This is a genomic window from Pantoea sp. UBA7232, assembly GCF_002473195.1.
In the GTDB taxonomy this organism is placed as follows: Bacteria; Pseudomonadota; Gammaproteobacteria; order Enterobacterales; family Enterobacteriaceae; genus Pantoea; species Pantoea eucrina.
Window position 1 is genome coordinate 14,416 of the sequence record NZ_DKTK01000001.1, and the last position, 25,755, is coordinate 40,170.

General features: G+C 56.9%; 21 protein-coding genes and 3 tRNA genes. 7 read left to right on the forward strand and 17 right to left on the reverse strand.

What is annotated here, in order from left to right; translation table 11 throughout:
• Position 1: 1 nt before the first annotated feature.
• From hflC to nnr, 9 genes are all read right to left on the reverse strand, one after another.
• Entirely contained in the window at positions 2-1,006 is a 1,005-nt protein-coding gene (hflC, locus tag B4056_RS00085; RefSeq protein ID WP_039380630.1) for a protease modulator HflC, read from the reverse strand.
• Between the two features lie 3 nt (positions 1,007-1,009).
• Positions 1,010-2,245 (reverse strand): FtsH protease activity modulator HflK, encoded by a 1,236-nt coding sequence (gene hflK / locus B4056_RS00090; protein WP_071669173.1) that lies wholly within the window; start codon positions 2,243-2,245, stop codon positions 1,010-1,012.
• Positions 2,246-2,463: 218 nt separating this feature from the next.
• Positions 2,464-3,744 (reverse strand): ribosome rescue GTPase HflX, encoded by a 1,281-nt coding sequence (hflX, locus tag B4056_RS00095; protein ID WP_094112183.1) that lies wholly within the window; start codon positions 3,742-3,744, stop codon positions 2,464-2,466.
• 80 nt (positions 3,745-3,824) lie between these two features.
• Entirely contained in the window at positions 3,825-4,139 is a 315-nt protein-coding gene (gene hfq / locus B4056_RS00100) for an RNA chaperone Hfq (protein ID WP_039380637.1), read from the reverse strand.
• 100 nt (positions 4,140-4,239) lie between these two features.
• The gene (miaA, locus tag B4056_RS00105) at positions 4,240-5,190 is read right to left on the reverse strand and encodes a tRNA (adenosine(37)-N6)-dimethylallyltransferase MiaA (RefSeq protein WP_094112182.1); all 951 of its coding nucleotides are present in this window, start codon (positions 5,188-5,190) and stop codon (positions 4,240-4,242) included.
• Positions 5,183-7,072 (reverse strand): DNA mismatch repair endonuclease MutL, encoded by a 1,890-nt coding sequence (mutL, locus tag B4056_RS00110; protein WP_288653418.1) that lies wholly within the window; start codon positions 7,070-7,072, stop codon positions 5,183-5,185. Before mutL ends, miaA begins: the two co-directional genes overlap by 8 nt.
• Before the next feature lie 40 nt (positions 7,073-7,112).
• Positions 7,113-8,774 carry an N-acetylmuramoyl-L-alanine amidase AmiB gene (gene amiB / locus B4056_RS00115; protein ID WP_094111854.1) on the reverse strand — a complete coding sequence of 554 codons (1,662 nt, stop codon included), beginning with the start codon at positions 8,772-8,774 and terminating at the stop codon, positions 7,113-7,115.
• Positions 8,771-9,244 carry a tRNA (adenosine(37)-N6)-threonylcarbamoyltransferase complex ATPase subunit type 1 TsaE gene (gene tsaE / locus B4056_RS00120; RefSeq protein ID WP_039380649.1) on the reverse strand — a complete coding sequence of 158 codons (474 nt, stop codon included), beginning with the start codon at positions 9,242-9,244 and terminating at the stop codon, positions 8,771-8,773. The genes amiB and tsaE overlap by 4 nt, the downstream gene beginning before the upstream one ends.
• A 6-nt stretch (positions 9,245-9,250) precedes the next feature.
• The gene (gene nnr, locus B4056_RS00125; RefSeq protein WP_113655511.1) at positions 9,251-10,765 is read right to left on the reverse strand and encodes a bifunctional ADP-dependent NAD(P)H-hydrate dehydratase/NAD(P)H-hydrate epimerase; all 1,515 of its coding nucleotides are present in this window, start codon (positions 10,763-10,765) and stop codon (positions 9,251-9,253) included.
• Between nnr and queG the strand changes: the two genes are divergently transcribed.
• Positions 10,764-11,903: a tRNA epoxyqueuosine(34) reductase QueG gene (queG, locus tag B4056_RS00130; protein ID WP_094111856.1), complete on the forward strand. Its 1,140-nt coding sequence runs from the start codon at positions 10,764-10,766 to the stop codon at positions 11,901-11,903. The two genes, nnr and queG, sit on opposite strands and share 2 nt — an antisense overlap.
• A gap of 425 nt (positions 11,904-12,328) precedes the next feature.
• On the opposite strand, the gene B4056_RS00135 is transcribed toward queG, so the two are convergent.
• From B4056_RS00135 to orn, 4 genes are all read right to left on the reverse strand, one after another.
• Positions 12,329-12,404 (reverse strand) — tRNA-Gly (locus B4056_RS00135).
• Positions 12,405-12,429: 25 nt separating this feature from the next.
• Positions 12,430-12,505: transfer RNA gene (locus B4056_RS00140), tRNA-Gly, on the reverse strand.
• A gap of 78 nt (positions 12,506-12,583) precedes the next feature.
• A tRNA-Gly gene (locus B4056_RS00145) sits at positions 12,584-12,659 on the reverse strand.
• 218 nt (positions 12,660-12,877) lie between these two features.
• Positions 12,878-13,426 (reverse strand): oligoribonuclease, encoded by a 549-nt coding sequence (orn, locus tag B4056_RS00150; RefSeq protein ID WP_039380653.1) that lies wholly within the window; start codon positions 13,424-13,426, stop codon positions 12,878-12,880.
• Between the two features lie 102 nt (positions 13,427-13,528).
• On the opposite strand from orn, the gene rsgA reads away from it, so the two are divergent.
• The 3 genes from rsgA to mscM all read left to right on the forward strand — a co-directional run bounded on the left by rsgA (position 13,529) and on the right by mscM (position 18,923).
• The gene (rsgA, locus tag B4056_RS00155; RefSeq protein WP_039380655.1) at positions 13,529-14,578 is read left to right on the forward strand and encodes a small ribosomal subunit biogenesis GTPase RsgA; all 1,050 of its coding nucleotides are present in this window, start codon (positions 13,529-13,531) and stop codon (positions 14,576-14,578) included.
• Between the two features lie 96 nt (positions 14,579-14,674).
• On the forward strand, positions 14,675-15,571 hold the full coding sequence (gene asd / locus B4056_RS00160) for an archaetidylserine decarboxylase (RefSeq protein WP_288653423.1): 897 nt from the start codon (positions 14,675-14,677) through the stop codon (positions 15,569-15,571).
• A gap of 16 nt (positions 15,572-15,587) precedes the next feature.
• Complete coding sequence (gene mscM, locus B4056_RS00165) at positions 15,588-18,923, forward strand: miniconductance mechanosensitive channel MscM (protein ID WP_071669169.1); 3,336 nt, start codon at positions 15,588-15,590, stop codon at positions 18,921-18,923.
• A gap of 47 nt (positions 18,924-18,970) precedes the next feature.
• Here mscM and mdh read toward each other — a convergent pair whose 3' ends face one another.
• Positions 18,971-19,909 (reverse strand): malate dehydrogenase, encoded by a 939-nt coding sequence (gene mdh, locus B4056_RS00170; protein ID WP_094111851.1) that lies wholly within the window; start codon positions 19,907-19,909, stop codon positions 18,971-18,973.
• A gap of 419 nt (positions 19,910-20,328) precedes the next feature.
• Here mdh and argR point away from each other — a divergent pair, with 419 nt between their 5' ends.
• The 3 genes from argR to yhcN (B4056_RS00185) all read left to right on the forward strand — a co-directional run bounded on the left by argR (position 20,329) and on the right by yhcN (B4056_RS00185) (position 21,888).
• The gene (gene argR, locus B4056_RS00175) at positions 20,329-20,799 is read left to right on the forward strand and encodes a transcriptional regulator ArgR (protein WP_039380667.1); all 471 of its coding nucleotides are present in this window, start codon (positions 20,329-20,331) and stop codon (positions 20,797-20,799) included.
• Positions 20,800-21,264: 465 nt separating this feature from the next.
• The gene (gene yhcN / locus B4056_RS00180; RefSeq protein WP_039380669.1) at positions 21,265-21,528 is read left to right on the forward strand and encodes a peroxide/acid stress response protein YhcN; all 264 of its coding nucleotides are present in this window, start codon (positions 21,265-21,267) and stop codon (positions 21,526-21,528) included.
• 93 nt (positions 21,529-21,621) lie between these two features.
• Entirely contained in the window at positions 21,622-21,888 is a 267-nt protein-coding gene (gene yhcN, locus B4056_RS00185; RefSeq protein WP_039380672.1) for a peroxide/acid stress response protein YhcN, read from the forward strand.
• A gap of 60 nt (positions 21,889-21,948) precedes the next feature.
• Here yhcN (B4056_RS00185) and B4056_RS00190 read toward each other — a convergent pair whose 3' ends face one another.
• The 3 genes from B4056_RS00190 to aaeB all read right to left on the reverse strand — a co-directional run bounded on the left by B4056_RS00190 (position 21,949) and on the right by aaeB (position 25,745).
• Entirely contained in the window at positions 21,949-22,218 is a 270-nt protein-coding gene (locus B4056_RS00190) for a barstar family protein (protein ID WP_094111849.1), read from the reverse strand.
• Positions 22,219-22,232: 14 nt separating this feature from the next.
• A complete protein-coding gene (locus B4056_RS00195) occupies positions 22,233-23,687 on the reverse strand; it encodes an NAD-dependent succinate-semialdehyde dehydrogenase (protein ID WP_104085375.1) in 1,455 nt (484 codons plus the stop codon).
• Positions 23,688-23,792: 105 nt separating this feature from the next.
• Positions 23,793-25,745, reverse strand: a complete 1,953-nt coding sequence (aaeB, locus tag B4056_RS00200; RefSeq protein ID WP_094111847.1) for a p-hydroxybenzoic acid efflux pump subunit AaeB — start codon at positions 25,743-25,745, stop codon at positions 23,793-23,795.
• Positions 25,746-25,755 lie beyond the last annotated feature (10 nt).

Here is a 25,755-nt window from a genome sequence, read left to right on the forward strand (position 1 = left end):
CTTATCGTGAAACGTTGGTCGGTGCTTTCATATAGCGGAAGAAATCGCTATCCGGGCTCAGCACCATGACGTCCTGATTATCCGCAAAGCTGTTTTCATACGCCCGCAGGCTGCGAATGAACGCATAGAAATCAGGATCCTGGCTGAAGGCATCGGCGAACAGCTTGGCGGCTTCACCATCCCCTTCACCGCGCGAGATCAGCGCCTGACGCTGCGCTTCAGCCAGCGTACGGGTTACCTGGTAATCAGCCTGCGCACGCAGTTTTTCTGCCTCTTCCTGCCCCTGTGAACGCTGGCTACGGGCAACCGCTTCACGCTCGGCGCGCATACGGTTGTAGATAGCGTCAGAGACTTCAGTTGGCAGGTTGATCTGCTTAATACGCACATCAACAACCTGAATACCCAGCGCCGCCATACTGTTTGGATTTGGCGCAGGCTCGCTGCTATTGGTTTCGCGCTCAACGCGTGCGGCAGCGCTGGCGATGGCATCATCTGCTGCCGGCGTCTGTACTTCATCATCGTTACCCGCGCTGCCCGTGTTCAGCGCATCGCGTACGTCAGTGGTCAGACGGCCACGCGAATCGGTCACAATATCTTTCACATCGAGGCGGCCCATTTCTGAACGCAGACGGTCGCTGAACTTACGTTTCAGCAGCACCTCAGCCTGAGAGATATCGCCACCGCCCGTTGCCAGGTAGTAGCGGCTGAAGTCGCTGATACGCCACTTGATATAAGAGTCGACGATCAGATCTTTCTTCTCTTTAGTGACAAAGCGATCGGCCTGGTTATCCATGGTCTGGATACGCGCATCCAGCGATTTCACGGTTTCAATAAATGGGATTTTAAAGTGCAGACCCGGCGAATAAACCTGTGGCTTATTCTCGTCGTCGCGCAGGACTTTACCAAAACGCAGCACGATACCGCGCTGGCCTTCCTGCACAACAAACAGTGACGCGTAGAGCACCACCAGCACTACGATAATTACGGCGATGATTGGCTTACGCATCGGTTACTCCCTCCCTTCGCGCTGGGTATCGTTGCGCAGCGCGTTTGCGCGACGCTGGTCCATGACGCTGTCCGGACTATAAGATGAGTTACTGTTGCGATCGGCACTGCTGCCTGGCGACGAAGGCAATTTCATCAGGTTAGTGTTGTTCTGACCGCTCTGGCTGCCTGACTGGCCGTTGCGCAGCAGCTGGTCGAGCGGCAGTACCATCAGATTGTTGCTGCGATCGTTAACCAGCACTTTGCGCGTATGACTCAGCACGCGCTCCATGGTTTCGATATAGAGACGCTCTTTGGTAATTTGCGGAGCCGCCTTGTACTCCGGCAGCAGACGCGCAAAACGGGCAACCTCACCCTGCGCTTCCAGTACGGTACGCTCTTTGTACGCTCGCGCTTCTTCCAGAATACGCTGCGCCTGACCGTTGGCACGCGGCTGCACTTCGTTGGCATAGGCTTCTGCTTCACGCACATACTGCTCACGGTTTTCGCGTGCGGCGATCGCATCATCAAACGCGGCTTTTACCTCTTCCGGTGGACGCGCCGCCTGGAAGTTTACGTCAAGCAGGGTGATCCCCATATTGTAGGGGCGAATCGTTTCGTCAATCTCACGCTGCGTATCGCTACGCACCACGGTACGCCCTTCGGTCAGAATGCGATCCATGGTGGAACGACCAATCACGCCACGCAGCGCGCTGTCGGTGGCCTGACGCAGGCTGTCATCCGCGCTGGTTACTGCATAGAGATAGCGCTCCGGATCGGTCACGCGATACTGGACGTTCATCTCAACGCGTACCACGTTTTCATCGGATGTCAGCATCACGCCTGATGCAGCCAGCTCGCGCACGGCTTCAACGTTGACAGCGCGTACGTTATCAATAAATGTCGGCTTCCAGTTGAGGCCAGGCTCAACCAGATGACTGAATTTGCCAAAACGGGTTACAACACCGCGTTCCGCTTCTTTGATGGTGTAGAAGCCGCTTGCCGCCCAGATAATCACTACGGCTGCGCCTGCAATGCCAACCAGTTTGCCACCGCTACCGCCGCTGCGCTGACCGTTATCGTTCTGTTTGCCACCGCCCAGTCCGCCGAGTTTTTTACTCAGCTTACGGAAGATATCATCCAGATCGGGAGGCCCCTGCTCGCGCCCTCCTTTATTCCCCCCAGAGTTGCCGCCTTGATTATTGCTGCTTCCCCACGGGTCGCGGTCCTGTCCGTTATTTCCGGGCTGATTCCACGCCATGTTTCTACTCCATTTATTGTATTTACGTGTTTTACCTTTCACGTCGCCTGCCGCCGCGTGGTGAACTGCCTGCCCGCCGCCGGATCCGCTACAGAGGTAAGCATCCGGTCATGCGCGCAGTTGACGTTGCGCCCGCGAAACCCTGTTCCGGCGCAGACAGCCTGCAGTCATACTTACAGCACCATTCTCATGTGTCAGATAAAGGCGTTTGGGCAATATCAAACAATATAACTGGTTAGCAACGGCTCCTGTTTGCATAAGCGATGCCAGTCGATAATCGGCATACGCACCTGCAAACCCGTACTGCCATCTTCTTCATTCCACTCTTTTTCTATCGCCTGCAGCTGGTAAAAGCGGCTACGCAGACGTCCTGCTTCAGGTGGCAAACGCAGTTCATACTGCGCAATCTCACCTGCCAGCCGTTCTGAGAGCGCCTGCCACAATAGCTCCAGACCGATGCCGTTTTGCGCTGAGAGCCATACGCGCGTCGGGCGCTGCTCTTCATCGCGATCGATACGCGGTTCAAACCCATCCAGCATATCGATTTTGTTCATAACCAGCAGCGAGGGGATCTCATCCGCCTCAATTTCAGCCAGCACTTCATTCACGGCGTCAATGTTGTCGGTAACGCGTAAATCAGCTGCATCGATGACGTGCAGCAGCAGAGTTGCCTGGCGGGTCTCCTGCAGCGTTGCTTTAAACGCCGCGACCAGATCGTGCGGAAGATGGCGGATAAAACCGACGGTATCGGCCAGCACCACCTCGCCTACGTCGGCGACATTAAGACGGCGCAGGGTTGGATCGAGCGTGGCAAACAGCTGATCCGCCGCATACACATTGGCAGACGTTACCGCGTTAAACAGGGTGGATTTTCCGGCGTTGGTGTAACCCACCAGCGAAACAGTAGGCACATCAGCTTTGGCACGCGCCTGACGTCCCTGTTCACGCTGCTTTTCAACGCGCTCAAGCCGCGACAGGATCTGGCTGATGCGACCGCGCAGCAAGCGCCGGTCAGTTTCCAGCTGAGTTTCACCGGGTCCACGTAGTCCGATGCCGCCTTTCTGACGTTCAAGGTGTGTCCAGCCGCGCACCAGGCGGGTGGCCAGATGGCGTAGCTGCGCCAGCTCGACCTGCAATTTCCCTTCATGGGTACGGGCGCGCTGCGCAAAGATGTCGAGAATTAAGCCGGTGCGATCGATAACACGACATTCGCACAGACGCTCGAGATTACGTTCCTGAGCAGGAGATAAGGCATGATCGAATAATACGACCGATGCTCCACTCGCTTTTACCGCATCGGCAATTTCAACTGCCTTTCCTTCACCGACAAAATATTTGGGATGTGGCGCTTTACGACTGCCGGTAATGACCTGCAGTGCATCGACGCCCGCAGAAGAGACAAGAGTTTCAAACTCCTGCAAATCTTCCAGCTCTTTGTCTTGGGAGAACCAGATGTGTACCAGTACGGCCTGCTCACCGGCATCATAACGGTCAAACAAGCTATAACCTCGCTAAAATAAAATAACCAGGACGGGAAAACCTGATTGCTCCCCGGCCCTGGCTTTACGGCTACGCAAACTTACTCTGCGCTATCACCGTCTTGTTGTGGCTGCGATTGAGCGCTCTGATTGCTTCCGCCGTGGTGGTAGTTACTGCTACCGCCGCCGCCCGCATTATTACTGTGATGCGAAACCGGACGCGAAGGAACCACGGTAGAGATGGCGTGCTTATACACCATCTGGCTCACTGTGTTTTTCAGTAAAATAACGAACTGATCGAAAGACTCAATTTGTCCCTGCAGCTTAATGCCGTTCACCAGATAAATCGAAACCGGAACACGTTCACGACGCAGTGCGTTCAGAAACGGGTCTTGTAATGATTGCCCCTTAGCCATTCTATCTTTTCCTTATATGCTTGTTGTTTGTTACTTAAGAACCGTGGTTCAGAAAAACTGCGTAAAAATTTGCGCACGCTAACCGATCAATTGTACACAATCAGCCCTGCTTAGCACTAACTACCTGAAGTACCGTGTCGCGGGCTGTTTCAGGCGCATCACTGTCTAACCAGTGCACACCTTCCCAGCCTCGTAACCAGGTCATCTGGCGCTTGGCTAACTGCCGGGTGGCGCAAATTCCCCGATAAACCATATCGTCATAGCTGATTTCGCCTGAAAGATAAGACCACATCTGGCGATAACCGACACAACGAATGGAAGGCATATCCGTATGCAAATCACCTCGCGCAAAAAGGGCACGAGCCTCCGCCTCAAAGCCTGACGCTAACATCTGGTCGTAACGCATTGCAATGCGCTGGTGCAGCATTTCACGATGCGCCGGAGCGATCGCAAACTGGTGCACATCGTAGGGTAGCGCTTCACCGGACGTTTTTGTCAGTTCCGTTAAAGTTTTACCCGAAATAAAAAAAACTTCCAGTGCTCGCGAAAGTCTCTGCGGATCATTCGGATGAATACGACTGCCGGCGACCGGATCGATTTCACACAGCTGGCGGTGCAGGGTTTCCCACCCTTGTTCAGCCGCCGTTTGCTCTATTTGCTGACGTATTTGCGGATCGGCCGGGGGCAGCGGCGACAACCCTTCAAGCAACGCCTTAAAGTAGAGCATGGTTCCACCAACAAGCAGCGGAATTTTACCTTCCCGGGTAATCTCCGCCATTTCTGCCAGCGCATCGCGACGAAATTCAGCGGCAGAATAACTCTCCGCCGGATCGCGTATGTCCAGCAGACGGTGAGGAGCCAGCGCCTGCTCTTCAGCTGAAGGTTTTGCTGTTCCTATATCCATCCCGCGATAGATCAGGGCGGAGTCAACGCTAATCAGCTCTACCGGCAGCTGCTGGCGTAATGCAATGGCCAGCGCGGTTTTGCCGGAGGCGGTTGGCCCCATCAAAAAAATAGCCTTTGGCCGGCCAGCCTGGTTTAGTTCACTCATGCTTTAACGCGTTAATCGCGCTCTCAATATCCAGGGTCTGTAACAGACCTGAAGGCGGCGACTTCAGCAGCTGCGGACAGAGCCGTTCCAGCTCCGCCAGTAGCGCAATCGCCTGCGAGTGATTCCAGTGTGGCTCCTCTGCATCCTCACGACGTGCCAGCCACTGAGCCAGCATGGACGCAGAAACCTCTTGCTGCCGGGCCAGGTAGCCTAACAGTTCTGGAATCAAGATTTGTAAATTTTGTGTTCTTAACGGTAAAGGCACCGCGCGCAGGGTGACATGCTGCCCATCCCGCTGCAAATCAATACCCATCTGCTGCAGCAGCGCAGCCCGGGTGGTAATGACCTCCTGCTCACTGGCGGCAATTTTCAGGCGTACCGGTATCAGCAGCGGCTGCGGCCGCAGCCCCTCCTCCCCCGGCTGAAGCTGCGCCTGTTTTAGCCAGCGCGAAGCGACGGACAGCGAGAGTAGCTGGAGCGCTGCGCCCCGCTCCAGCAGCGCATAGCGCTCGCGGACGACGCTGAGCACGCGACCAAAACTCTGCGCGTGCGCGGCCAGCGGTGCATCAGCTGTAGGCTCGCGCGTTCTCTGTGGGGCTGCCGGAGCCGGTGTCGGTGCCGCGGGTGCGGCTGAGGGCGCCTTCAGCAGCTGCTGATACGCGGCGCCCTCACGAGCGCGATACGCGGGTTCTTTATGCTGCCAGCCTGCGCCCGCGTTTCCGCTGCGGGCGGGCGCACGATCGCGCGGGCTGGCGGCGGCGTCGTCAGGCCGGGATGGGGCAGCGGCAGGCTGAGCAAAATGGTTACCGCCGGCGGCCTGACGGTTCTCTGGCTGCCACGGTGCAGCAGGCTCTTTTGCCGCGACTTCCGGCAGCTCCGCACTGCGGCTCGCCTGCAGCACGCTCATCACGCCCTGCCAGATAAAGTCATGCACCAGTCGCGACTGGTGAAAGCGCACTTCATGCTTGGCAGGATGAACGTTGACATCAACCTGATGCGGGTCGATCTCCAGATAGAGTACATAGGCAGGCTGCTGATCGTCGCCCCCCTGGGCCTGCCAGGCCTGGCGGATGGCATGGTTGATCAGCTTGTCGCGCATCATACGACCGTTGACGTAGCAATATTGCAGGTCCGGAGTTTGCCGCGCGCCAGCCGGATCGGCTACCCAGCCGCGCAGCGCCAGATCGTCATGCTGCCAGTCGATACGCAGCGCATGCTGCATAAATGCCGTACCGCAGATCGCGCCCAGACGTCGTTCCTGTTGCGACGTCTGCGTCACGCCGCGGTACTGACGCACCAGTTTACCGTTGTGCGTGAGCGAAATCGCGACGTCAAAACGCGCCAGCGCAATGCGACGGATCACTTCATCAATATGGGTGAACTCCGTTTTTTCCGTGCGCATAAATTTGCGCCGGGCCGGCGTGTTGTAGAACAGATCCAGCACCTCCAGCGAGGTTCCCACCGGATGGGCCGCCGGCTTAACGGTGACCTGCATATCACGCCCTTCGGCGTACGCCTGCCACGCTTCCTGCTGATCGGCGGTGCGTGAGGTCAGCGTCAGACGGGAAACTGAACTAATGCTGGCCAGCGCTTCACCGCGAAAGCCAAGGCTGGCTATCGCTTCGAGATCGTCCAGCGACGCAATTTTACTGGTAGCGTGACGCGCCAGCGCCATCGCCAGCTCTGCTTTGGGAATACCGCAGCCATTATCGCGAATGCGAATCAGCCGGGCTCCGCCTTTTTCAATATCGATATCGATACGCGTTGCGCCGGCATCGAGGCTGTTCTCCACCAGCTCTTTTACAACCGATGCCGGACGCTCAACCACTTCGCCAGCGGCAATCTGGTTTGCCAGCTGCGGCGGTAAAATCTGTATAGGCATGGTGGTGATCCTTGTAGCTTGCTGGCCCGAAGGCCAGCGATCAGGATTGAGGAATTTTTAAATTCTGTCCCAGCATTACATTGTCTGACTTCATATTATTGGCCTGCATAATCGCTTTCGGACTCACGCCGTAACGCACGGCAATGGCCGTCAGCGAATCACCGCGAACCACTTTGTGGCGCGCCGGGCGTGCAGCCGTCGTGCTGACGCGGCTGCCGGCAGGTACTTTCAGGCGCTGCCCCACCCAGACCACGTCGCGCTTCAGGTTGTTGAGATCGCGCAGCGTCGCCATGCTGACCCCATACTTTGCGGCGATTCCCGACAGCGTTTCGCCGCGCGTTACCGTGTGGCGCTGCGTCACGCCCGTATACTGTACGGTTCCGCTGGCGGGATTGCTGGCGACGCTAACCGCTGGTGCGCTGTCCAGCGGCCGGTTTTCCTGCTTTGGGACGGACTGTAACGGATGTGCGAGGAAATAACTGCGCAGGCCTTTATGGATCGCCAGCGCAATTTTTTCCTGGTACGCACTGCTGCCAAGCAGCCGCTCCTCCCCGGCGTTACTGATAAAGCCGGTTTCAACCAGTAAAGATGGAATATCGGGTGAACGCAACACGCCAAGGCTGGCGTGCTCCGGCAACCGTTTATGCAGCGGCGTGATGCCGCGTAACTGCTGCAGAACTTTGACCGCTACGTCATAACCGACGCGCTGCGAGTGGCCAAACTGCAGATCCAGCACCGCCTGGCTGAGATAGGGATCGGCCTGGCTGTTCGCCAGCAGATCGCCCGCTCCGCCCAGCAGCTCAGACTGTTTCTCTTTCTGCTCCAGCCAGTTTGCCATTTCGTTATTGGCGCGCCGGTTTGACAGCACCCAGACGGAAGCGCCGGTTGCCGAGTGGTTTGGCGCCGCATCGGCGTGAATAGAGACCAGCAAATTGGCGTTCTCTTTGCGGGCAACCTCTGAACGTCCCATCACCGAGATAAAGTAATCGCCGTTGCGCGTCAGCACCGGTTTAAACATCGGATCCCGATCCAGCAGCGCTTTAAGCTTGCGTGCAATGGCGATAGTAACGTTTTTTTCCCGCAGCCCGCGCTGCCCCATCGCCCCCGGATCCTGCCCGCCATGACCGGCGTCAATGGCCACAATCACCGCATCGTTAAGGGTAACCGCGCCGCCCGGACGTATCGTGGTGTTGCTGTTGGTCACCGCGGTGACCGGATTGCCATCAAACGGATTGCCCTGGCTGCTGGCTACGCTGGCGCTCTGGCGCGCAGCGGTAACCGGCGCGGCTGCGGTGCTGCTGCGGTTTACCGGCCGGGTGCCGCGCAGGGTAAACACCACGCGATAATTATTGCCGTCACGCTGCGTCGCAGCGCGCGTTTTAGTGGACTGGTTTAAATCAAATACCAGCCGGATGCTCTGGGCATCTTTAGGCTGGCTGTTGCGAATGCGCTGCACGATGTTTTCACCGCTGAAGCTCAGCGGCAGCCCTTTGATCGTGCCGCTCTGGCGAATATCCAGCACCACCCGGTCAGGGTTATGCAGCGGAAAAAAACCGTATACCGGCTGGCCGTTGAAGCTGAGCGTCACCGTTGCCTGATTCGCCCCGTTCTCAACTTTAATATCTGAAAGCGTGGCGGCAAATGACGTAGCGGAAAACAGGCAGAGCACGACCAGCACGATGCTTTTTATCCGTGGCTTCATGCCGGATCTCCCTGCTGCATCTGCTCCAGCAGCACGGCGCCGTGTGCGGAAACCGCCGTGATTTCTGCTTCACGCCCCGTTTCTGCATAACGCAGCGTCAGTGACAGATCGGGCTCGGGCAGAAAGCCTGCGCCCTGCTGCGGCCATTCAACCAGACAGAGCGCCTCACCGCTGAAATAGTCGCGGATACCCATAAACTCCAGCTCTTCCGGATCGGCCAGGCGATAGAGGTCGAAATGATAGAGGGTACGATCGCCAATCTCATAGGGCTCAACCAGCGTATAGGTCGGGCTTTTAACATTGCCCTGATGACCGAGCGCCTGCAGAAAGCCGCGGCTGAACGTCGTTTTACCGGCGCCCAGATCGCCATACAGATAAATAACGGCCGCGCTGCTGCAAACGCGAGCCAGTTGCGCACCCATTTTCAGGGTTGCCGCCTCATCGGGCAAAGAAATTACACAGGTTTTCATGCGTTATTATTGCATCATCTCTGGATTAACAAACTGCCACAGTTGCTCAAACAAATCAGTGGCTAACATACCGCGCGTTCCGTGCTGACGGGCAACTGCATCGGCCGCTGCGCCGTGTACCACGCAGCCCGCACAGGCGGCTTCAAACAGCGAAAGCTGCTGGCCCAGCAGGGCCGCAATGATACCGCTCAGCGTATCGCCCATGCCGCCCGACGCCATACCGGCGTTACCGACATCAGCAATGGCAATATCGCCCGCGGCGCTGGCAATGACCGTACCGGCGCCTTTCAGAACCACGACTCCGCCATAACGCCGGGCCAGGGTCTGCGCGGCCTGCAGGCGATCGTGCTCGATTTCACTGGTTTTTACTCCGAGCAGCCGGGCCGCTTCGCCGGGATGCGGCGTAATGATGCGATTCTGACGGTTATCCGGATTGATTGCCAGCAGGTTAAGCGCATCTGCATCCCAAAGCATGGGCTTTTCACAGGCCGCGACCTGCTGCAGCGCCTGCTGTGCCCAGTCGCGTTGTCCCATACCCGGCCCAATCGCCACGACGTCCGCCCACGCCAGCGCGTTATGCAGTTTTTCGCGCGTAAATGCATCAACCATCAGCTCAGGACGTGCGGTAATAAGCGGACCGATATTATCAGCCTGCGTCAGCACGCGCACCAGTCCGGCACCGCTGCGTAGTGCCGCCTCGCCGGTCATACGGATGGCGCCGGCAGTACCGCTGTCGCCGCCAATAATCAGCAGCTGTCCGTGATCGCCTTTATGCGAGGTCGCCTGGCGCGGTTTAAGCCAGCGCGTCAGGTGCTCCGCTGCATAGCGCCGGACAGGCGCCTGTTGCCCGCTGAGCCAGGCATCAAGGCCCAGCGTATCGCAGCGCAGCTCACCGACATGATCGCGTGCTTTTCCCGTCAGCAGACCCGGCTTCAGCGCAATCATGCTCAGCGTGCGACTGGCGACAACCGCCGCACCTGGCGTGGCACCGGTCGTCGCCAGTAAGCCGGACGGCACGTCGATAGCCAGTACCGGCGCGGTGTGCTGATTGATCGCTTCAATCAGGGGTGCATAAGGTGCCGCGGGCGCGCGGCTGAGGCCGGTGCCCAGCAGCGCGTCCACAATTAAATCGACCTGCTCCGGCCACGGGCTGTCTGCGGCATGGATCTCGCCGCCTGCGTCCAGCCAGGCTTCGCGCGCCTGCCGTGCTTCATCAGGCAGCGGCCTGCTGCCCTCACACGCCAGCAGCGTGACCGCCATACCGGCTGCCTGAGCCAGCCGCGCAATGACGTAGCCATCACCGCCGTTGTTGCCGTGGCCGCACAGGATCAGCCAGTGCCCGGCTTCTGGCCAGCTCTGGCGCGCCAGGGTAAAGCTCGCCTGACCGGCGCGCTGCATCAGTTCATAAAGCGTCAGCCCCAGGCTGTCTGCTGCATCCTGCTCCAGCTGCGCCATGGCCTGCGCAGGCCAGACAGAGTGTGATAAACTGCGCGCGTTTGCATCAACTGCCTGGTTTCTCATGTCATACCCTCTCGATCTTCAACAGCTTGCTCAACAGATTAAACAGTGGGGCCGCGACCTCGGCTTTCAGCAGGTCGGCATCTGCGACACCGATTTACGTGCCGAAGAGCCAAAGCTCCAGGCGTGGCTGGACAAGCAGTATCACGGTGAGATGGCATGGATGGCGCGTCACGGCATGATGCGTGCGCGTCCGCATGAACTGTTGCCCGGCACGCTGCGGGTGATCAGCGTCCGCATGAACTATCTGCCTGCAAAAGCGGCTTTTGCCCAAACCCTGAAAAATCCTCAGCTTGGCTACGTTAGCCGCTATGCGCTGGGTCGCGACTATCACAAAGTATTGCGCAATCGTCTGAAAAAGCTCGGAGAAATGATCCAGGCGCACTGCAGTGAACTCAATTTTCGCCCGTTTGTGGATTCCGCTCCCGTAATGGAGCGGCAGCTGGCGGCGAAAGCGGGCCTCGGCTGGACCGGAAAACATTCACTGATTCTGAATCGTGAAGCAGGCTCATGGTTTTTTCTCGGTGAACTGCTGATCGATCTGCCGCTGCCGGTTGATGCTCCCCAGGAGGAGCAGTGTGGCCGCTGCGTCGCCTGCATGACAATCTGCCCGACCGGGGCCATTGTGGAGCCCTATGTTGTGGATGCGCGGCGCTGTATCTCCTACCTCACCATTGAGCTGGAAGGCGCCATCCCTGAAGCGTTTCGCCCGCTAATCGGCAACCGTATTTATGGCTGTGATGACTGCCAGCTGATCTGTCCCTGGAACCGCTACAGCCAGCTGACGGATGAAGCGGACTTTTCACCGCGTGCGGTACTGCATGCGCCAGAGCTGACCGCGCTGTTTGGCTGGGATGAGGCGCGTTTTCTGCGCGTGACGGAAGGCTCGGCAATCCGGCGAATCGGTCATCTGCGCTGGCTGCGCAACATTGCCGTGGCGCTGGGCAATGCCCCCTGGTCAGATGAATGCGTGGCGGCGCTGCAGCAGCGACGCGGTGAAGATCCGCTGCTGGATGAGCATATTGACTGGGCGCTGGATCAGCAGCAGCAGAAGCGCGCAGCTGAAGTTATTGAGGTGCAGCCTGCGAAAACGCTGCGTTTAGTCCGCGCCGTGGAAAAGGGTCTGACACGTGATGCATGATTGAGCGCATCTGCTGCACACAGGCTTGTCCACACGCTGTGCATAAGATTTTTTTATAAAAATAGTGACGCACAAGCATGCGTGGTCTATAGAGACCATTAACATAATGAAATAGTGATTTATATAATAAAAACAATTACTTGAATGTAAACTGTAAACTTATATTTGCTGAATAACGCGCAGGCGTCGAGCCAGAGCTTGTGGATAACTCTGTTTAAAAGGGTTTTGCATGATGGGTATAACGCCGCCTTTCAGGCACGGACAAATTGTGGATAACTTGCAGCGGTATGCAGCAAACCATCGGCAATATCGACGCTGACACAGCGTGTGTAATGTTCAGAACAACGCAGACTGCAGAAAGAGCAAAAGCAGTGCTTAATGTCTGATGACGCCCGCAGGCAGGAAACAATCGTGAATAAGAAAACTGGAGCGGGAAACGAGACTCGAACTCGCGACCCCGACCTTGGCAAGGTCGTGCTCTACCAACTGAGCTATTCCCGCAAAGAGGTTACTACAAAACAGATTCTGGAGCGGGAAACGAGACTCGAACTCGCGACCCCGACCTTGGCAAGGTCGTGCTCTACCAACTGAGCTATTCCCGCATTATCGTTGATATTCAGCCTGCTGCTATGCGGCAAAGCAAAACATCTGATATTGGTATCTGACTACATCTTTAAATCTGGAGCGGGAAACGAGACTCGAACTCGCGACCCCGACCTTGGCAAGGTCGTGCTCTACCAACTGAGCTATTCCCGCATCATCATCGCGACTATCTGAACCGGCGTAACTTTCACGCGGAGGGATAAACGCTGATGCTTTACTGCTGCGCACCACACGAAATTCTTCATCGGTACGGGGTGCGCATTATACGAGAATTCGTTTTTGCCGCAAGCCTCTTATCGCAAAATTTTGCGCTTTCAGCGCGTTTGCTGATTTAATCGACAAAATGATGCTTTACTGTGCATTTCAGGCCGTTAAAGCTGCAAAAAATGCTCGCGATAGTACGCCAGCTCCGCGATTGACTCGCGAATATCATCCAGCGCCTGGTGCGTACCCGCTTTTTTAAAGCCCGGCAGGATCTGCGGTTTCCAGCGTCGCGCCAGCTCTTTCAGCGTGCTGACATCCAGATAGCGGTAATGGAAGTAGGCTTCCAGCTCTGGCATATAGTTAAACAGAAAACGGCGATCCTGACCGATGCTGTTGCCGCAAATCGGTGAAGTGTTGGCAGGCACCCACTGCTGCAGAAACGCCAGCGTGGCTTGTTCTGCCGCCCGATCGTCATACTGACTCGTTTTGACCCGCTCAACCAGGCCACTGCCGGTATGGGTCCGCACGTTCCACTCATCCATCAGGGCCAGCTGCTCATCAGACTGATGCACCGCCAGTACCGGCCCCTCAGCGAGCACGTTTAAGTTTGCATCGGTAACGATCGTCGCGATCTCAATAATGCGATCGCGAAGCGGATCGAGTCCGGTCATTTCAAGGTCGATCCAGATCAGGTTATTTTCGTTTCCAGCTGTCATCTATTTTCCATCCGTTGCCAGTGTCGTCATTCGACCGCGTTAAGGTGTATCATAGACGTTTTGCCCAGCGGGGCGAAGCCTGGCGAAAGCGTGAGAGGATGCGTGAGCAAAAATAAACTGTCGAAGGGTCAACAACGTCGCGTAAGCGCAAACCATCAGCGTCGTCTGCAGCAACGGAGTGAAAAACCGGAGCCTGATGATAGCCTGTTTGGCGATGCGTCTGAGGGCGTGGTGATCAGCCGCTTTGGCATGCACGCAGATGTCGAAGACCAGGCGGGCGAAGTGCATCGCTGTAATATCCGCCGCACTATCCGCTCGCTGGTTACCGGCGATCGCGTTGTATGGCGTGCAGCGAATGAAAATGGCGGTAAAGGTATCGTTGAAGCGGTACACGAGCGTAAAACCGTGCTGACCCGCCCCGATTTTTATGACGGCGTAAAGCCTATCGCGGCCAATATCGATCAGATCATGATCGTGTCAGCTATTTTGCCGGAGCTTTCGCTCAATATTATCGACCGCTATCTGGTCGCCAGCGAAACGCTGGGTATTGAGCCGTTACTGGTACTCAACAAGATCGATCTGCTGGATAGTGACGCGCGTGCGTTTGTTGATGAGCAGATGGATATCTATCGCCATATCGGCTATCGCGTGCTGATGGTCTCCAGCTACGCACAGGATGGCCTGAAAGATCTGGAAGCGGCACTGACCGGGCGCGTCAGCATTTTTGCCGGCCAGTCAGGCGTGGGTAAATCGAGCCTGCTGAACCGGCTGCTGGGACTGGATGTTGCCGGCAGTGAGATTCTGACCAATGATGTGTCGGATGTGTCCGGACTGGGTCAGCACACCACGACCGCCTCACGTCTTTACCACTGCCCGCACGGCGGCGATGTAATCGACTCACCCGGAGTGCGTGAATTTGGCCTGTGGCATCTTGAGCCGGAACAGGTTACCCGCGGGTTTATCGAATTCCGCGAATTTCTCGGCAGCTGTAAGTTCCGCGACTGCAAGCACGATACCGATCCCGGCTGCGCAATCCGTGAAGCGGTAGAGAATGGCCTGATCAACGCGTCGCGCTTTGATAATTACCACCGTATTCTTGAGAGTATGGCGCAGGTAAAAACGCGTAAAAACTTTTCTGCCGATGAAGATTGATCGGTAAAACGACATAGTCGCTAACTCACCGGGGCGCTGCTACAATCCGCCCCCCCTTTTTTACGTAAACCACAGGTATTAAGCCAGGAGGCAACGGTGTTTGATCGTTTTAAACTCGGCCTGAATCATATTCTGCCCAAGAAGGCGCTGACCGAACTCGCCGGCTGGGGCGCCAGTCGCCGCGGTGGCTGGCTGACCAAAGCGGTCATTGATGCTTTCGTCTGGTTCTATAATGTTGATATGGCGGAAGCCAGTAAGCCACATACCGGCAGCTATCGCACGTTCAACGATTTCTTTGTCCGCCCGCTGAAAGAGGGTGCCCGCCCTGTCGATCCTGACGCCTCGCTGCTGGCGCTGCCGTGTGACGGCGCGATCAGCCAGCTGGGCCGCATCACCGGCGATCAGATTTTTCAGGCGAAAGGACACTACTATACGCTGCAGGCGCTGCTGGCAGGCAACGACGAGCTGGCAGAGAAGTTTATTGATGGGGAGTTCGTTACCACTTATCTTGCCCCGCGCGACTACCACCGCGTGCATATGCCCTGCAACGGCATCCTGCGTGAAATGATCTACGTGCCGGGCGACCTCTACTCCGTTAACCCGCTCACGGCGCGCAATATTCCTAATCTGTTTGCGCGTAATGAGCGCGTTATCTGCGTATTTGATACCGATCACGGCCCGATGGTGCAAATTCTGGTGGGTGCCACTATCGTCGGCAGTATTGAAACTGTCTGGGCAGGAACCGTGACGCCGCCGCGTGAAGGTGTGATCAAACGCTGGCGCTATCCTTCTGCCGAACATGATGGTGCGGTCGTACTGCTGAAAGGTCAGGAAATGGGCCGTTTCAAGCTGGGTTCAACCGTGATCAACCTGTTCGCTCCTGACCGGGTAAAACTGGCGGAAAGCCTGGAGGCGGAAAGTAAAACGCGTCTCGGCCAGCCGCTGGCTATTGCACTGCCGCAGTCTGGCGACAGCGCCCCGCTGACTCAATAATCAGAGACCTGCTCCCGTGCGCGCTTTCCTTGTTCTACTGCTGAGCCTCGTGCTCAGCAGCCCTCTCTGTGCCGCCTCCCTCCCCTCCACTACGCAGCTGCAGCAGGAGCTGGATGAGGCGAAATCCGCTAAAAACAGTCCTGCACAAACCGAACAGGTGCAGGCGCTGGAAGCGGCCATCAATTTTCTCTCTGAACGCAGCGACTCGCTGGAGCGGGCGAAGCAGTATCAGCAGGTGATCGACGATTTTCCCCGGCTGGCACGCGAACTGCGCCAGCAGATCGCCACGCTGAACGAGACCAGCAAACCCGTACGCAGCAACATGAGCAATGCGGAACTGGATCAGGAAATACTCCAGGTCAGCAGCCAGCTGCTGGAAGAGGGACGGCAGGCGCAGCAGGAGCAGGACCGCGCACGTGAAATCAGCGACTCGCTGGCGCAGCTGCCGCAGCAGCAGACTGATGCGCGCCGTGCCATGACGGAGAATGAGCGTCGCGCGCAGGGCATTTCAAACAACGCGTCACCCCTTGCCCAGGCGCAGGTGTATGCCCGTCAGGCGGAAAGCGCAGCGAGCAAAGCCCGGGTGGATGAGCTGGAGCTGGCGCAGCTCTCAGCCAATAACCGTCAGGAACTGGCGCGCATGCGGGCAGAAGTGCATCAGCGGAAAGCCACGCAGCTGGATAACTATTTGCAGGCGCTGCGCAGCCAGCTGAACAATCAGCGTCAGCGCGAGGCGGAACTGGCGCTGGAGCGCACGGAGCAGCTGGCGGAAAACAGCGGCGATCTGCCGCCCACCATTAGCGAGCAGCTGCGTATTAATCGTCAGCTCTCTGCCGATCTGAATCAGCAGGCGCAGCGTATGGATCTGGTCGCCTCGCAGCAGCGTCTGGCAACTAATCAGACGCTGCAGGTGCGCCAGGCGCTGAGCACGCTGCGCGAGCAGTCACAGTGGCTGGGCGCCTCTAATTTGCTGGGTGAAGCACTGCGCGCGCAGGTAGCCCGTCTGCCCGATATGCCAAAAGCACAGCAGATCGATAGCGAAATGGGCGAGCTGCGGGTGCAGCGGCTGCACTATGAGTCACTGCTCGAGCGTCAGCAGACATTGCGTAAAGAGAAGCAGGAAGATGGCACGCCTTATACCAGCGAACAGAGCCGGATCCTGGACGCGCAGCTGCGCACCCAGCGTGAACTGCTTAATTCGCTGATCTCCGGCTGCGATACGCTGATTCTGGAGATCACTAAGCTGCGGGTGTCAAACACGCAGCTGCAGGATGCGCTCAGCGAAGTTAAAGAGGCGACGCATCGTTACCTCTTCTGGACGGCAGATGTCAGTCCGGTGGGCCTGAAGTATCCCCTTGAGGTAGCAAGCGCCCTCACCCGCCTGCTGTCGCTGGATACGCTGGGTCAGATGGGCAAAGCGCTGGCCATGATGTTTACCAGTCGTGAAACGGTGCTGCCGATTATGGGTGCCGTGCTGCTGGTGGGTTTCAGCATCAGCTCACGCCGCCACTACAACGCGTTTATGGCGCGCGCCGCCAGCCGCGTGGGCAAAGTGACACAGGATCGCTTCAGCCTGACGCTGCGGACGGTATTCTGGTCCATTCTGGTGGCGCTGCCGCTGCCGGTGCTCTGGGCGGCACTGGGGTATGGCCTGCAGCATGCGTGGCCCTATCCGTTTGCCGTGGCGATAGGGGATGGCATTACCGCCACGCTGCCTCTGCTATGGGCGTTTATGATCAGCGCCGCCTTTGCCCGTCACGACGGCCTGTTTGTCGTGCATTTTCGCTGGCCGCAGACGCGGGTGGCGCGCGCCATGCGCTACTATTCGCTGACGGTTGGGCTGATTGTACCGCTGATCATGCTGCTGATCGCCTTTGGCAATCTGGAAGATCCACAGTTTTCCGCGACGCTGGGACGACTCTGTTTTGTGCTGATTTGCGGTGCACTGAGCATTGTCACGGTCAGCCTGAAGCGCGCCGGTATTCCGCTTTATCTTGATAAAGAGGGCAGCGGTGATAATTTTGTCAATCGCATCCTGTGGAACCTGATGATCGCCATTCCGCTGGTGGCCGCTTTTGCATCCTGCATCGGCTATCTGGCAACCGCCCAGGCGCTGCTGGCTCGCCTGGAAACCTCAGTCTGTATCTGGTTCTTCCTGCTGGTGATTTATCACATTATTCGCCGCTGGATGCTGATTCAGCGCCGACGCATTGCGTTTGATCGCGCCCGCCAGCGTCGCGCTGATATGCTGGCCAATCGCGCCCGCAGTGAAGAAGAAAAAGAGCAGCAGAGCGCCACCAATACTGACACCATTGAAATTGATGAGCCGGTGATTGACCTCGATGCCATCAGTGCGCAGTCGCTGCGGCTGGTGCGCTCTATCCTGACGCTGATTGCACTGGTATCGGTGATCCTGCTCTGGTCGGAAATCCACTCCGCGTTTAGCTTCCTCGATAACATTCCGCTCTGGGATGCCAGTACCACGGTTCAGGGCGTTGAGAGCGTGCAGCCTATCACGCTGGGTGCGGTGCTTATCGCCATTCTGGTGCTGATCATCACCACGCAGCTGGTCCGCAATATGCCGGCGCTGCTGGAGCTGGCGCTGCTGCAGCATCTCAGCCTCGCGCCGGGTACCGGCTACGCCATTACAACGCTGACCAAATATGCGCTGATGCTGATGGGGGGCCTGATAGGCTTCTCAATGATTGGCGTGGAGTGGTCAAAGCTGCAGTGGCTGGTCGCTGCACTGGGTCTTGGGCTCGGATTTGGCCTGCAGGAGATTTTTGCCAACTTTATCTCCGGCCTGATTATACTGTTTGAAAAACCGATCCGCATCGGCGATACCGTCACTATTCGCGATCTTACCGGCAGCATTACGCGTATTAACACCCGCGCGACCACCATTACCGACTGGGACCGGAAAGAGATTATCGTGCCCAATAAAGCGTTTATTACCGAGCAGTTCGTGAACTGGTCTTTGTCAGATTCCGTTACGCGTGTGGTGCTGACGATTCCGGCGCCGGCGCGCGTAAACAGTGAAGAAGCCACCACCATACTGAAACAGGCGGCCGAGCGCTGCACCTATGTGCTGGATATGCCGCCGCCGGAAGTTTACCTGGTGGACCTGCAGCAGGGTATTCAGCTGTTTGAGCTGCGCGTGCATGCGGCAGAGATGGGCCATCGCATGCCGCTACGGCATGAGCTGCATCAGCTCATTCTGCGGGGCTTCGCGGAGCACAATATTGAGATGCCTTTCCCGCCCTTCCAGGTACGTATGGAAACGCTGGGACGCAAAACGCCTGCCGGCAATGGCACGGCGGCGACGCAGACCTTCAAATCTGGCGGACTGTAACAAAAACGCCCGGCTTCAGCCGGGCGTTTCACACTGCGTAACAGGAGTTACTGCTTCACAAACTCTTCACCCTGCGCAATATCTTTTTTCAGCGTCTCCAGCATACCGTGCAGCGCCTGCTGTTCAAATTCGCTCAGCGTGCCCAGCGGGCGACGTTCGGCAATCCCGTTTTTCCCCAGCAGCAGCGGCTGAGAGAAGAAGCGCGCATATTCACCGTCGCCTTCGACATAGGCGCATTCAACTACATTGGCCTCACCCTGCAGCGCACGGATCAGCGACAGACCAAAGCGTGCGGCGGCCTGCCCCATTGAGAGAGTCGCCGATCCGCCACCCGCTTTGGCTTCCACCACTTCGGTGCCGGCGTTCTGAATACGCTTTGTAAGATCGGCGATCTCCTGCTCGCTGAAGCTGACGCCCGGCACCTGCGACAGCAGCGGCAGAATGGTCACGCCAGAGTGGCCGCCCACGACCGGCACCTCTACTTCTCCTGGCTGTTTACCCTTGAGCGCAGCGACAAAGGTATTAGCACGAATGACATCCAGCGTGGAGACGCCAAACAGCCGGTTTTTATCGTAAACGCCGGCTTTTTTCAGCACCTCTGCGGCGATCGCCACGGTGGTATTAACCGGATTAGTAATGACGCCAATCAGCGCTTTGGGCGCCGTGCTGGCTACCTGCGCGATCAGGTTTCGGACAATGCCCGCGTTAACGTTAAACAAATCCGCGCGATCCATGCCGGGCTTACGCGCTACCCCGGCAGAAATCAGGACCACGTCGGCCCCCTTCAACGCAGGGGTGGCATCTTCACCGCTGAAACCTTCAACCGTCACAGCGGTAGGGATATGGCTGAGATCGACCGCCACGCCAGGCGTGACCGGTGCAATATCATAGAGAGAGAGGGCGGAACCCGCGGGTAACTGCGTTTTGAGCAGCAGAGCCAGCGCCTGGCCAATACCGCCAGCGGCTCCGAGAACGGCAACTTTCATCCTGAACTCCTTATTAAGATGGGGCAAAGATATGCCAGAAATCCATCAGCTTACGAGTTTAGTCAACATCTCAGGCGATAGCGACATAGCCGTTGCGCACAGGCAGCATGCTGCTATCCGCTTCCGATACCGCTCTGTTTCAGAAGCACCTGAATGATCTTATCGCAGCCAGCAGAGATATACGGCTTTGATCGTCGATCTGGTTGTTACCACGTCAATAATATAACAACTTTGCAACCTCTGCTTTGCGCGTCAGCGCGCGATTTTGGTGCGTAGCCAGTTTCTGCTAGAATGCCCGTCCCGCGCGGACGTATGGCGAAAGTCGCTACTGACGCATTGCATAAAAATTCATCTAAATGCATAATAATTTATCAGCTGCAGGCTTGTTGCCTGCTGCGCCTCTCATTCATTGGTAGCTTATGCGTAATCCTTCAAAACAAGACGACCTTATCAAGGCATTTAAAGCCTTGCTTAAAGAAGAAAAATTCAGCTCTCAGGGCGAAATCGTGCAGGCGCTGCAGGAAGATGGCTTTGAAAATATCAATCAGTCAAAAGTCTCCCGCATGCTGACAAAGTTTGGCGCGGTGCGCACGCGCAACGCGAAAATGGAGATGGTTTACTGCCTGCCCGCTGAACTGGGCGTCCCTACCGCTACCAGCCCGCTGAAAAACCTGGTGCTGGATATCGATTACAATGAAGCGCTGGTCGTGATTCATACCAGTCCGGGCGCCGCGCAGCTGATTGCCCGCCTGCTCGATTCTCTCGGCAAAGCAGAAGGAATTCTGGGTACTATCGCCGGCGATGACACCATTTTCATCACCCCGGCGCGTGCTTTTACCGTTAAGCAGCTCTATGACGCGGTACTGGTGCTGTTTGAGCAGGAGCTGTAACACTTCTTTGCCGGTGGCCAGTCTGCCGGCACCTTCTGGCGTTCAGATACCTGATGTCCTCTGTTACTTCGCCCCGCCTTTATCGCTAAAGGTTATCAAGCCGGCTAATATAGGTCAGACCTTTAAGCTCCTGTTACTCTCAGCCATATATTCTCCTGCCTGTAACCGCTCTTTCGCCCGTTTTAACTAATTTTTTCGCCAGCGTGCAGCGGCATTGACCATAAACTTTGGCACGAAAAGTTAATTTGACGCAGATCACTGTTTTTGCGAAAAAAAAGCGCTTAACGGATGAAAAATAGCCGATTTTAATAACTTAACGTTATAAAAAAGTGGCATAAGGATAAAGGATAACAACGAAACATTATTAGCGAAGTATTAATTTCCCGCGTTATTAGATCTATACTTCTTTTCGTGACGCAAATCACACTAACTAAAAAGATAAAAATCACAGACGAGGAAAATACCATGAACGTTAAAGCGGCTATCGCCACCCTAAGCATTCTCTCTGCACTCTCATTTGGCGCTTCTGCAGCAGATTCTATTTCTGCCGATCAGGCAGCGAACCTGCAGTCTGCCGGCACCATCAGCGTCAGCGGCGTGGGCGGCTCGCCAATGGATATCCACCAGCAGCTGAATGCAAAAGCCGATGCGCAGGGCGCAAAAGCGTATCGTGTTATCGAGGCTTATAACGACAACACATACCACGCTACAGCTGAACTCTATAAATAACTGTCAACCGGCGTGATACAACGCCGATGCTAATCGACGACCCGCTTACTCTGGTGTAGCTGCAGGTTGTTGATGCTAACGAGGAGATACATCATGAAAATCAAAACAACTCTTGCAACGGCTGGCCTGCTCTCTCTGTTTGCCTTTGGCGCCTCTGCGGCTCAACTGGTTACCAGTGAATCAGCACAAAATCTGCAGCCTGCTGGCAGCACCATCTCAATCAGCGGTACCGGCGGTTCACCAATGGATTATCGCGAACAGCTTTCTCAGAAAGCTGATGCGCAGGGTGCCAGTGCTTACCGCGTCATCGAAGCGCGTACCGGCGACAGCTATCATGTGACCGCCGAACTCTATAAGTAATTCCTCGTCACCCCTGACGAACCCTTTGGCCCCGCTTTGCGGGGCCCTTTTTGGGTTGTATTACTGAGCGGTAAAGCGGAGCTGGCCCTCCAGCTCCTCTTCTGCCTTTTCAAATAGCAGGATCAGTGCGCTATACCGGCGTTTCTGCCCTCTCCCCAGATTAACGAAGACAATTTCCAGCGGCAGCGGAAGCTGTTCACCGGTCATCACCCGCCAGAGATCGTCCGGATCGCGAATAGCGGCCTCGTTCAGCATAAAACGCTCGCCAAACTGACTGTAGAAGTGGGCCTGATCGACGATTTCATCAAAATCGAAACGCTCGGTTCGCATGCTGTATCCTCCTGCTAAGAGAGACCGCCCAGATGCAGCGCTTTGACTTCCAGGTACTCTTCAATACCCAGCACTGAGCCTTCGCGTCCCAGACCTGATTCTTTAATCCCGCCAAACGGCGCCACCTCAGTAGAGACCGCGCACTCATTAATACCGATCATCCCCGCTTCCAGCGCGGCAGCGACGCGGAACACCCGCTGCAGATTCTGCGTATAGAAGTAGGCAGCCAGACCATATTCGGTATCATTCGCCCGCCCGATTACCTCCTCTTCACTGCTGAAGCGGAAGCAGGCCGCAACCGGACCAAATGTCTCCTCCTGCGCCAGCATCATGCTCTCCTGCGCCCCGGCAATGACCGTGGGCTGCCAGAAATTGCCGCCCAGCGCATGCCGTTCGCCACCGGTGACAATTCGGCCACCTTTACGCACCGCATCCTGCACATGCTCTTCAACTTTTTCCAGCGCGGAGGCAGCGATCAGCGGCCCGACGATTACGCCTTCATCCATACCGTTCCCGACTTTGAGCTGCTTAACCGCTTCTGCCAGCTGCGTAACAAAGCGATCGTAAATCTGCTCATGGATATAAAAACGATTCACGCTCACGCAGACCTGACCGGCATTGCGGAATTTATTGGCAATCGCACCCTGTACCGCAGCGTCAATATCCGCATCTTCAAAGACGATATATGGCGCGTTGCCGCCCAGCTCCATGGAGACCTTTTTCATCGTCTCAGCCGCATTGCGCATCAGCGTTTTGCCCACGGCAGTTGAGCCGGTAAACGAGATTTTGCGCACCGCGCGTGAGGCCATGATAGCGTCGCTGATCGCCTGGGTATCGCCCGCGACGGCATTGAGCACGCCGTCCGGCACGCCAGCCTGCTGCGCCAGGGCTATCAGGGCAAACGCGCTGAGCGGTGTATTGTTCGCCGGTTTAATGATCCCGGTGCAGCCTGCGGCCAGCGCCGGCCCAAGCTTACGGGTCAGCATCGCCATCGGGAAATTCCAGGGGGTAATCGCCGCGACCACGCCAACCGGTTCACGCGTGGCCAGAATACGCGAGCCGGGTTTAGCGGGCGGAATAATCTCGCCGTTAGCGCGCTTTGCCTCTTCTGCAAACCACTGAATAAAGCTCGCGGCATACTCTACTTCGCCTTCCGCCTCTTTGACCGGCTTACCCTGCTCGGCGGTCATCAGCTCTGCAAGCCAGCGTTTGTTTTCCACGATCAGCTGATACCAGCGCATCAGGATCCCGGATCGCTCTTTGGCCGTTTTATCCCGCCAGCCGGGGAAAGCGCGCTGCGCGGCAGCGATCGCCTGTTCGGTTTCCGCTTTACCCGCTTTGGCGACGCGGGCAATGACCTCGCCGGTCGCCGGATTGGTTACGTCAAACGTCGCGGAGGCGGCATGCCATTGACCCGCAGCGAAGAAGCCGGTTTTGAAGAGTTCATGTTGCTGCAAAGAAGCGGACATCGATATTCTCCTGTCAGTATGCATCCGTCAGGAAAGTATAGATGGCAACGCGCAGCCGATTTGTGTCAGCGTGGCATAAACCCGCCGCCGCCCGGGGCGGCAGGCTTAAATCTGGATGAGGGTGTTCTGATATTTGTCCAGCATCTGCGTCAGGCGGGCGACCGGCTCCGTGACGCTGGCAGGGGCACTATAATGCGCCAGCTTCTCCTGATAGCCAGCCAGCTCCTGCAACAGCGTTTTGAACGCGTCGCGTCGCTTATCATCGCTGCTGGCTGAGATAACCCGATCCGCGGTGTGTCGCAGCTGCCGGTGATAAGCGGAGAGCTCCGCATTGACCGGCACTTCTGCATTACGCAGCCGCTGATGACCAATAATCAGCGTCAGGGCGATACGGTATTTATCGATATCGCCCGGAAACAGATTGAGCAGCAGAAAAAGCTGCTGATAAAGCGCCGGCAGATGGTTTTCCCGGCGCCGGGCCTGATTCGTCGTCAGCGCTGCAACAGCAGCATACATCAGGCGATTTAGCAGTTTGCGGCCGGTACGCGCTTTGGATTTATCGCGAATCAGCAAAATCACCATCATGGCGACAAAGCTGCCGATCCACTGCCCCAGCGCGTTATCGAGAAACACGTTGAATTCAAACTTCATCGGGTTATCCAGCACCAGCACATTGATTGTGCCGATCAGCGCGCCCAGCGTGCCAATCTGCCGCCGCTGCACAAAGATACCGCCGACAAAGCCGAGCAGGCCGATGGCGATGCAAAGCAGCAGCGCACTCTGCTGCGTGGCAGGCAGAACCCAGGTGAAGTAGAACAACCCGAGCGGCACGGCGACCGCCATACCGTAAAAGAAATCTTTGGCCATCATCAGCGGATTGGGCATGCGCATCGCCAGTGCGGTGATCACCCCCAGCATGACCATGCAGCCACTGCCGGAGGTCCAGCCGGTATAGAGCCAGAACAGGGCCCCCAGCGCGGTGGCGACAAAGGTGCGAATACCGTTGATCATCGCATGGTGCGTTTCAGCCGAACGGGCCTGAACGATAATCTCCCGCTGCAGGATGTTCTCTTCAAGGGCGCTGATACGGCTGTTGCATTTAATCCCTTTGATCAGCAGCAGATATTCAGTCGCTGCTCCGGTCCAGCTCGCCAGCGTGACCGGAACCGTTTTGCTGCTGTCGCTGATAACGCGACGCAGCACTTTCATGCGCTTATGCACCTCACCGGCGCTGTTTGCCTCTTTTTCCAGCAGCAGCCGGAACTGCGGCGGAATATAGTCGGGCCGGGAGTTCTGGATAAGAAACGTCTCAGCGGCCTGCGTAATCAGCGTCAGCGACAGCGTATTAAGCATCTTTAGCCGGCGACTGCTGTTCTGCCAGCGAGATGACTCCATCATCAGCTGGCTGCGCATGCCGTTCAGGGCAGTGGTGCGGCGTACCAGCGCGCTCCAGGCTTTGTCCACCTCATCTTTATCTTCATGCGCAACGCAGAGCTGCAGCAGTTTATAATGCGCCACCAGCAGTGCATCCACTTCGGCATCGATGACTTTTTTAATGGAACGCGGTGAAAACAGCATATCTGCCAGAATCGCACAGAGGATCCCGAGCACAATTTCGCTGCAGCGCTCAACGGCAAACTGGGGGGCGAGCGTCAGCCCGCCGGTTGCGTCAGCGGTTACAACGATAATCAGCGCCGTGTAGCCTGCCAGCCCAAGCGCATAGGAGTTTTCGACTTTGATCAGCGAAGAGAGCCAGACGCAGAAACCGGCCCACATGCAGCACAGCAGCAACATCACGACCGGCGCACGCACGGTGGTGATCATGATAGTCAGCGCGGCGATACAGCCGATAAAGGTGCCGATGATGCGCAACACGCCGCGATAGCGCAGCGCGCCGGAGTAGGGATCGCCGCCGGCCGCAAAGGCGGTGCCGCCAGCGACAATACCGGCCGTCATCACCGCCCAGCGCGGCGTTTCCAGATGAAAGTGAAAGCCAATCATCAGCGCGGCCACCAGCGCAAACGTCAGCTTGATCGGGAAACGCAAAAACTCAATCATCACGCCCCCG

Coding starts and splice junctions, on each gene's coding strand:
- hflC (WP_039380630.1), bottom strand. CDS start 1,006: ATGCGTAAGCCAATCATCGCCGTAATTATCGTAGTGCTGGTGGTGCTC.
- hflK (WP_071669173.1), bottom strand. CDS start 2,245: ATGGCGTGGAATCAGCCCGGAAATAACGGACAGGACCGCGACCCGTGG.
- hfq (WP_039380637.1), bottom strand. CDS start 4,139: ATGGCTAAGGGGCAATCATTACAAGACCCGTTTCTGAACGCACTGCGT.
- miaA (WP_094112182.1), bottom strand. CDS start 5,190: ATGAGTGAACTAAACCAGGCTGGCCGGCCAAAGGCTATTTTTTTGATG.
- mutL (WP_288653418.1), bottom strand. CDS start 7,072: ATGCCTATACAGATTTTACCGCCGCAGCTGGCAAACCAGATTGCCGCT.
- amiB (WP_094111854.1), bottom strand. CDS start 8,774: ATGAAGCCACGGATAAAAAGCATCGTGCTGGTCGTGCTCTGCCTGTTT.
- tsaE (WP_039380649.1), bottom strand. CDS start 9,244: ATGAAAACCTGTGTAATTTCTTTGCCCGATGAGGCGGCAACCCTGAAA.
- queG (WP_094111856.1), top strand. CDS start 10,764: ATGTCATACCCTCTCGATCTTCAACAGCTTGCTCAACAGATTAAACAG.
- nnr (WP_113655511.1), bottom strand. CDS start 10,765: ATGAGAAACCAGGCAGTTGATGCAAACGCGCGCAGTTTATCACACTCT.
- orn (WP_039380653.1), bottom strand. CDS start 13,426: ATGACAGCTGGAAACGAAAATAACCTGATCTGGATCGACCTTGAAATG.
- mdh (WP_094111851.1), bottom strand. CDS start 19,909: ATGAAAGTTGCCGTTCTCGGAGCCGCTGGCGGTATTGGCCAGGCGCTG.
- argR (WP_039380667.1), top strand. CDS start 20,329: ATGCGTAATCCTTCAAAACAAGACGACCTTATCAAGGCATTTAAAGCC.
- yhcN (WP_039380669.1), top strand. CDS start 21,265: ATGAACGTTAAAGCGGCTATCGCCACCCTAAGCATTCTCTCTGCACTC.
- yhcN (WP_039380672.1), top strand. CDS start 21,622: ATGAAAATCAAAACAACTCTTGCAACGGCTGGCCTGCTCTCTCTGTTT.
- B4056_RS00190 (WP_094111849.1), bottom strand. CDS start 22,218: ATGCGAACCGAGCGTTTCGATTTTGATGAAATCGTCGATCAGGCCCAC.
- B4056_RS00195 (WP_104085375.1), bottom strand. CDS start 23,687: ATGTCCGCTTCTTTGCAGCAACATGAACTCTTCAAAACCGGCTTCTTC.
- aaeB (WP_094111847.1), bottom strand. CDS start 25,745: ATGATTGAGTTTTTGCGTTTCCCGATCAAGCTGACGTTTGCGCTGGTG.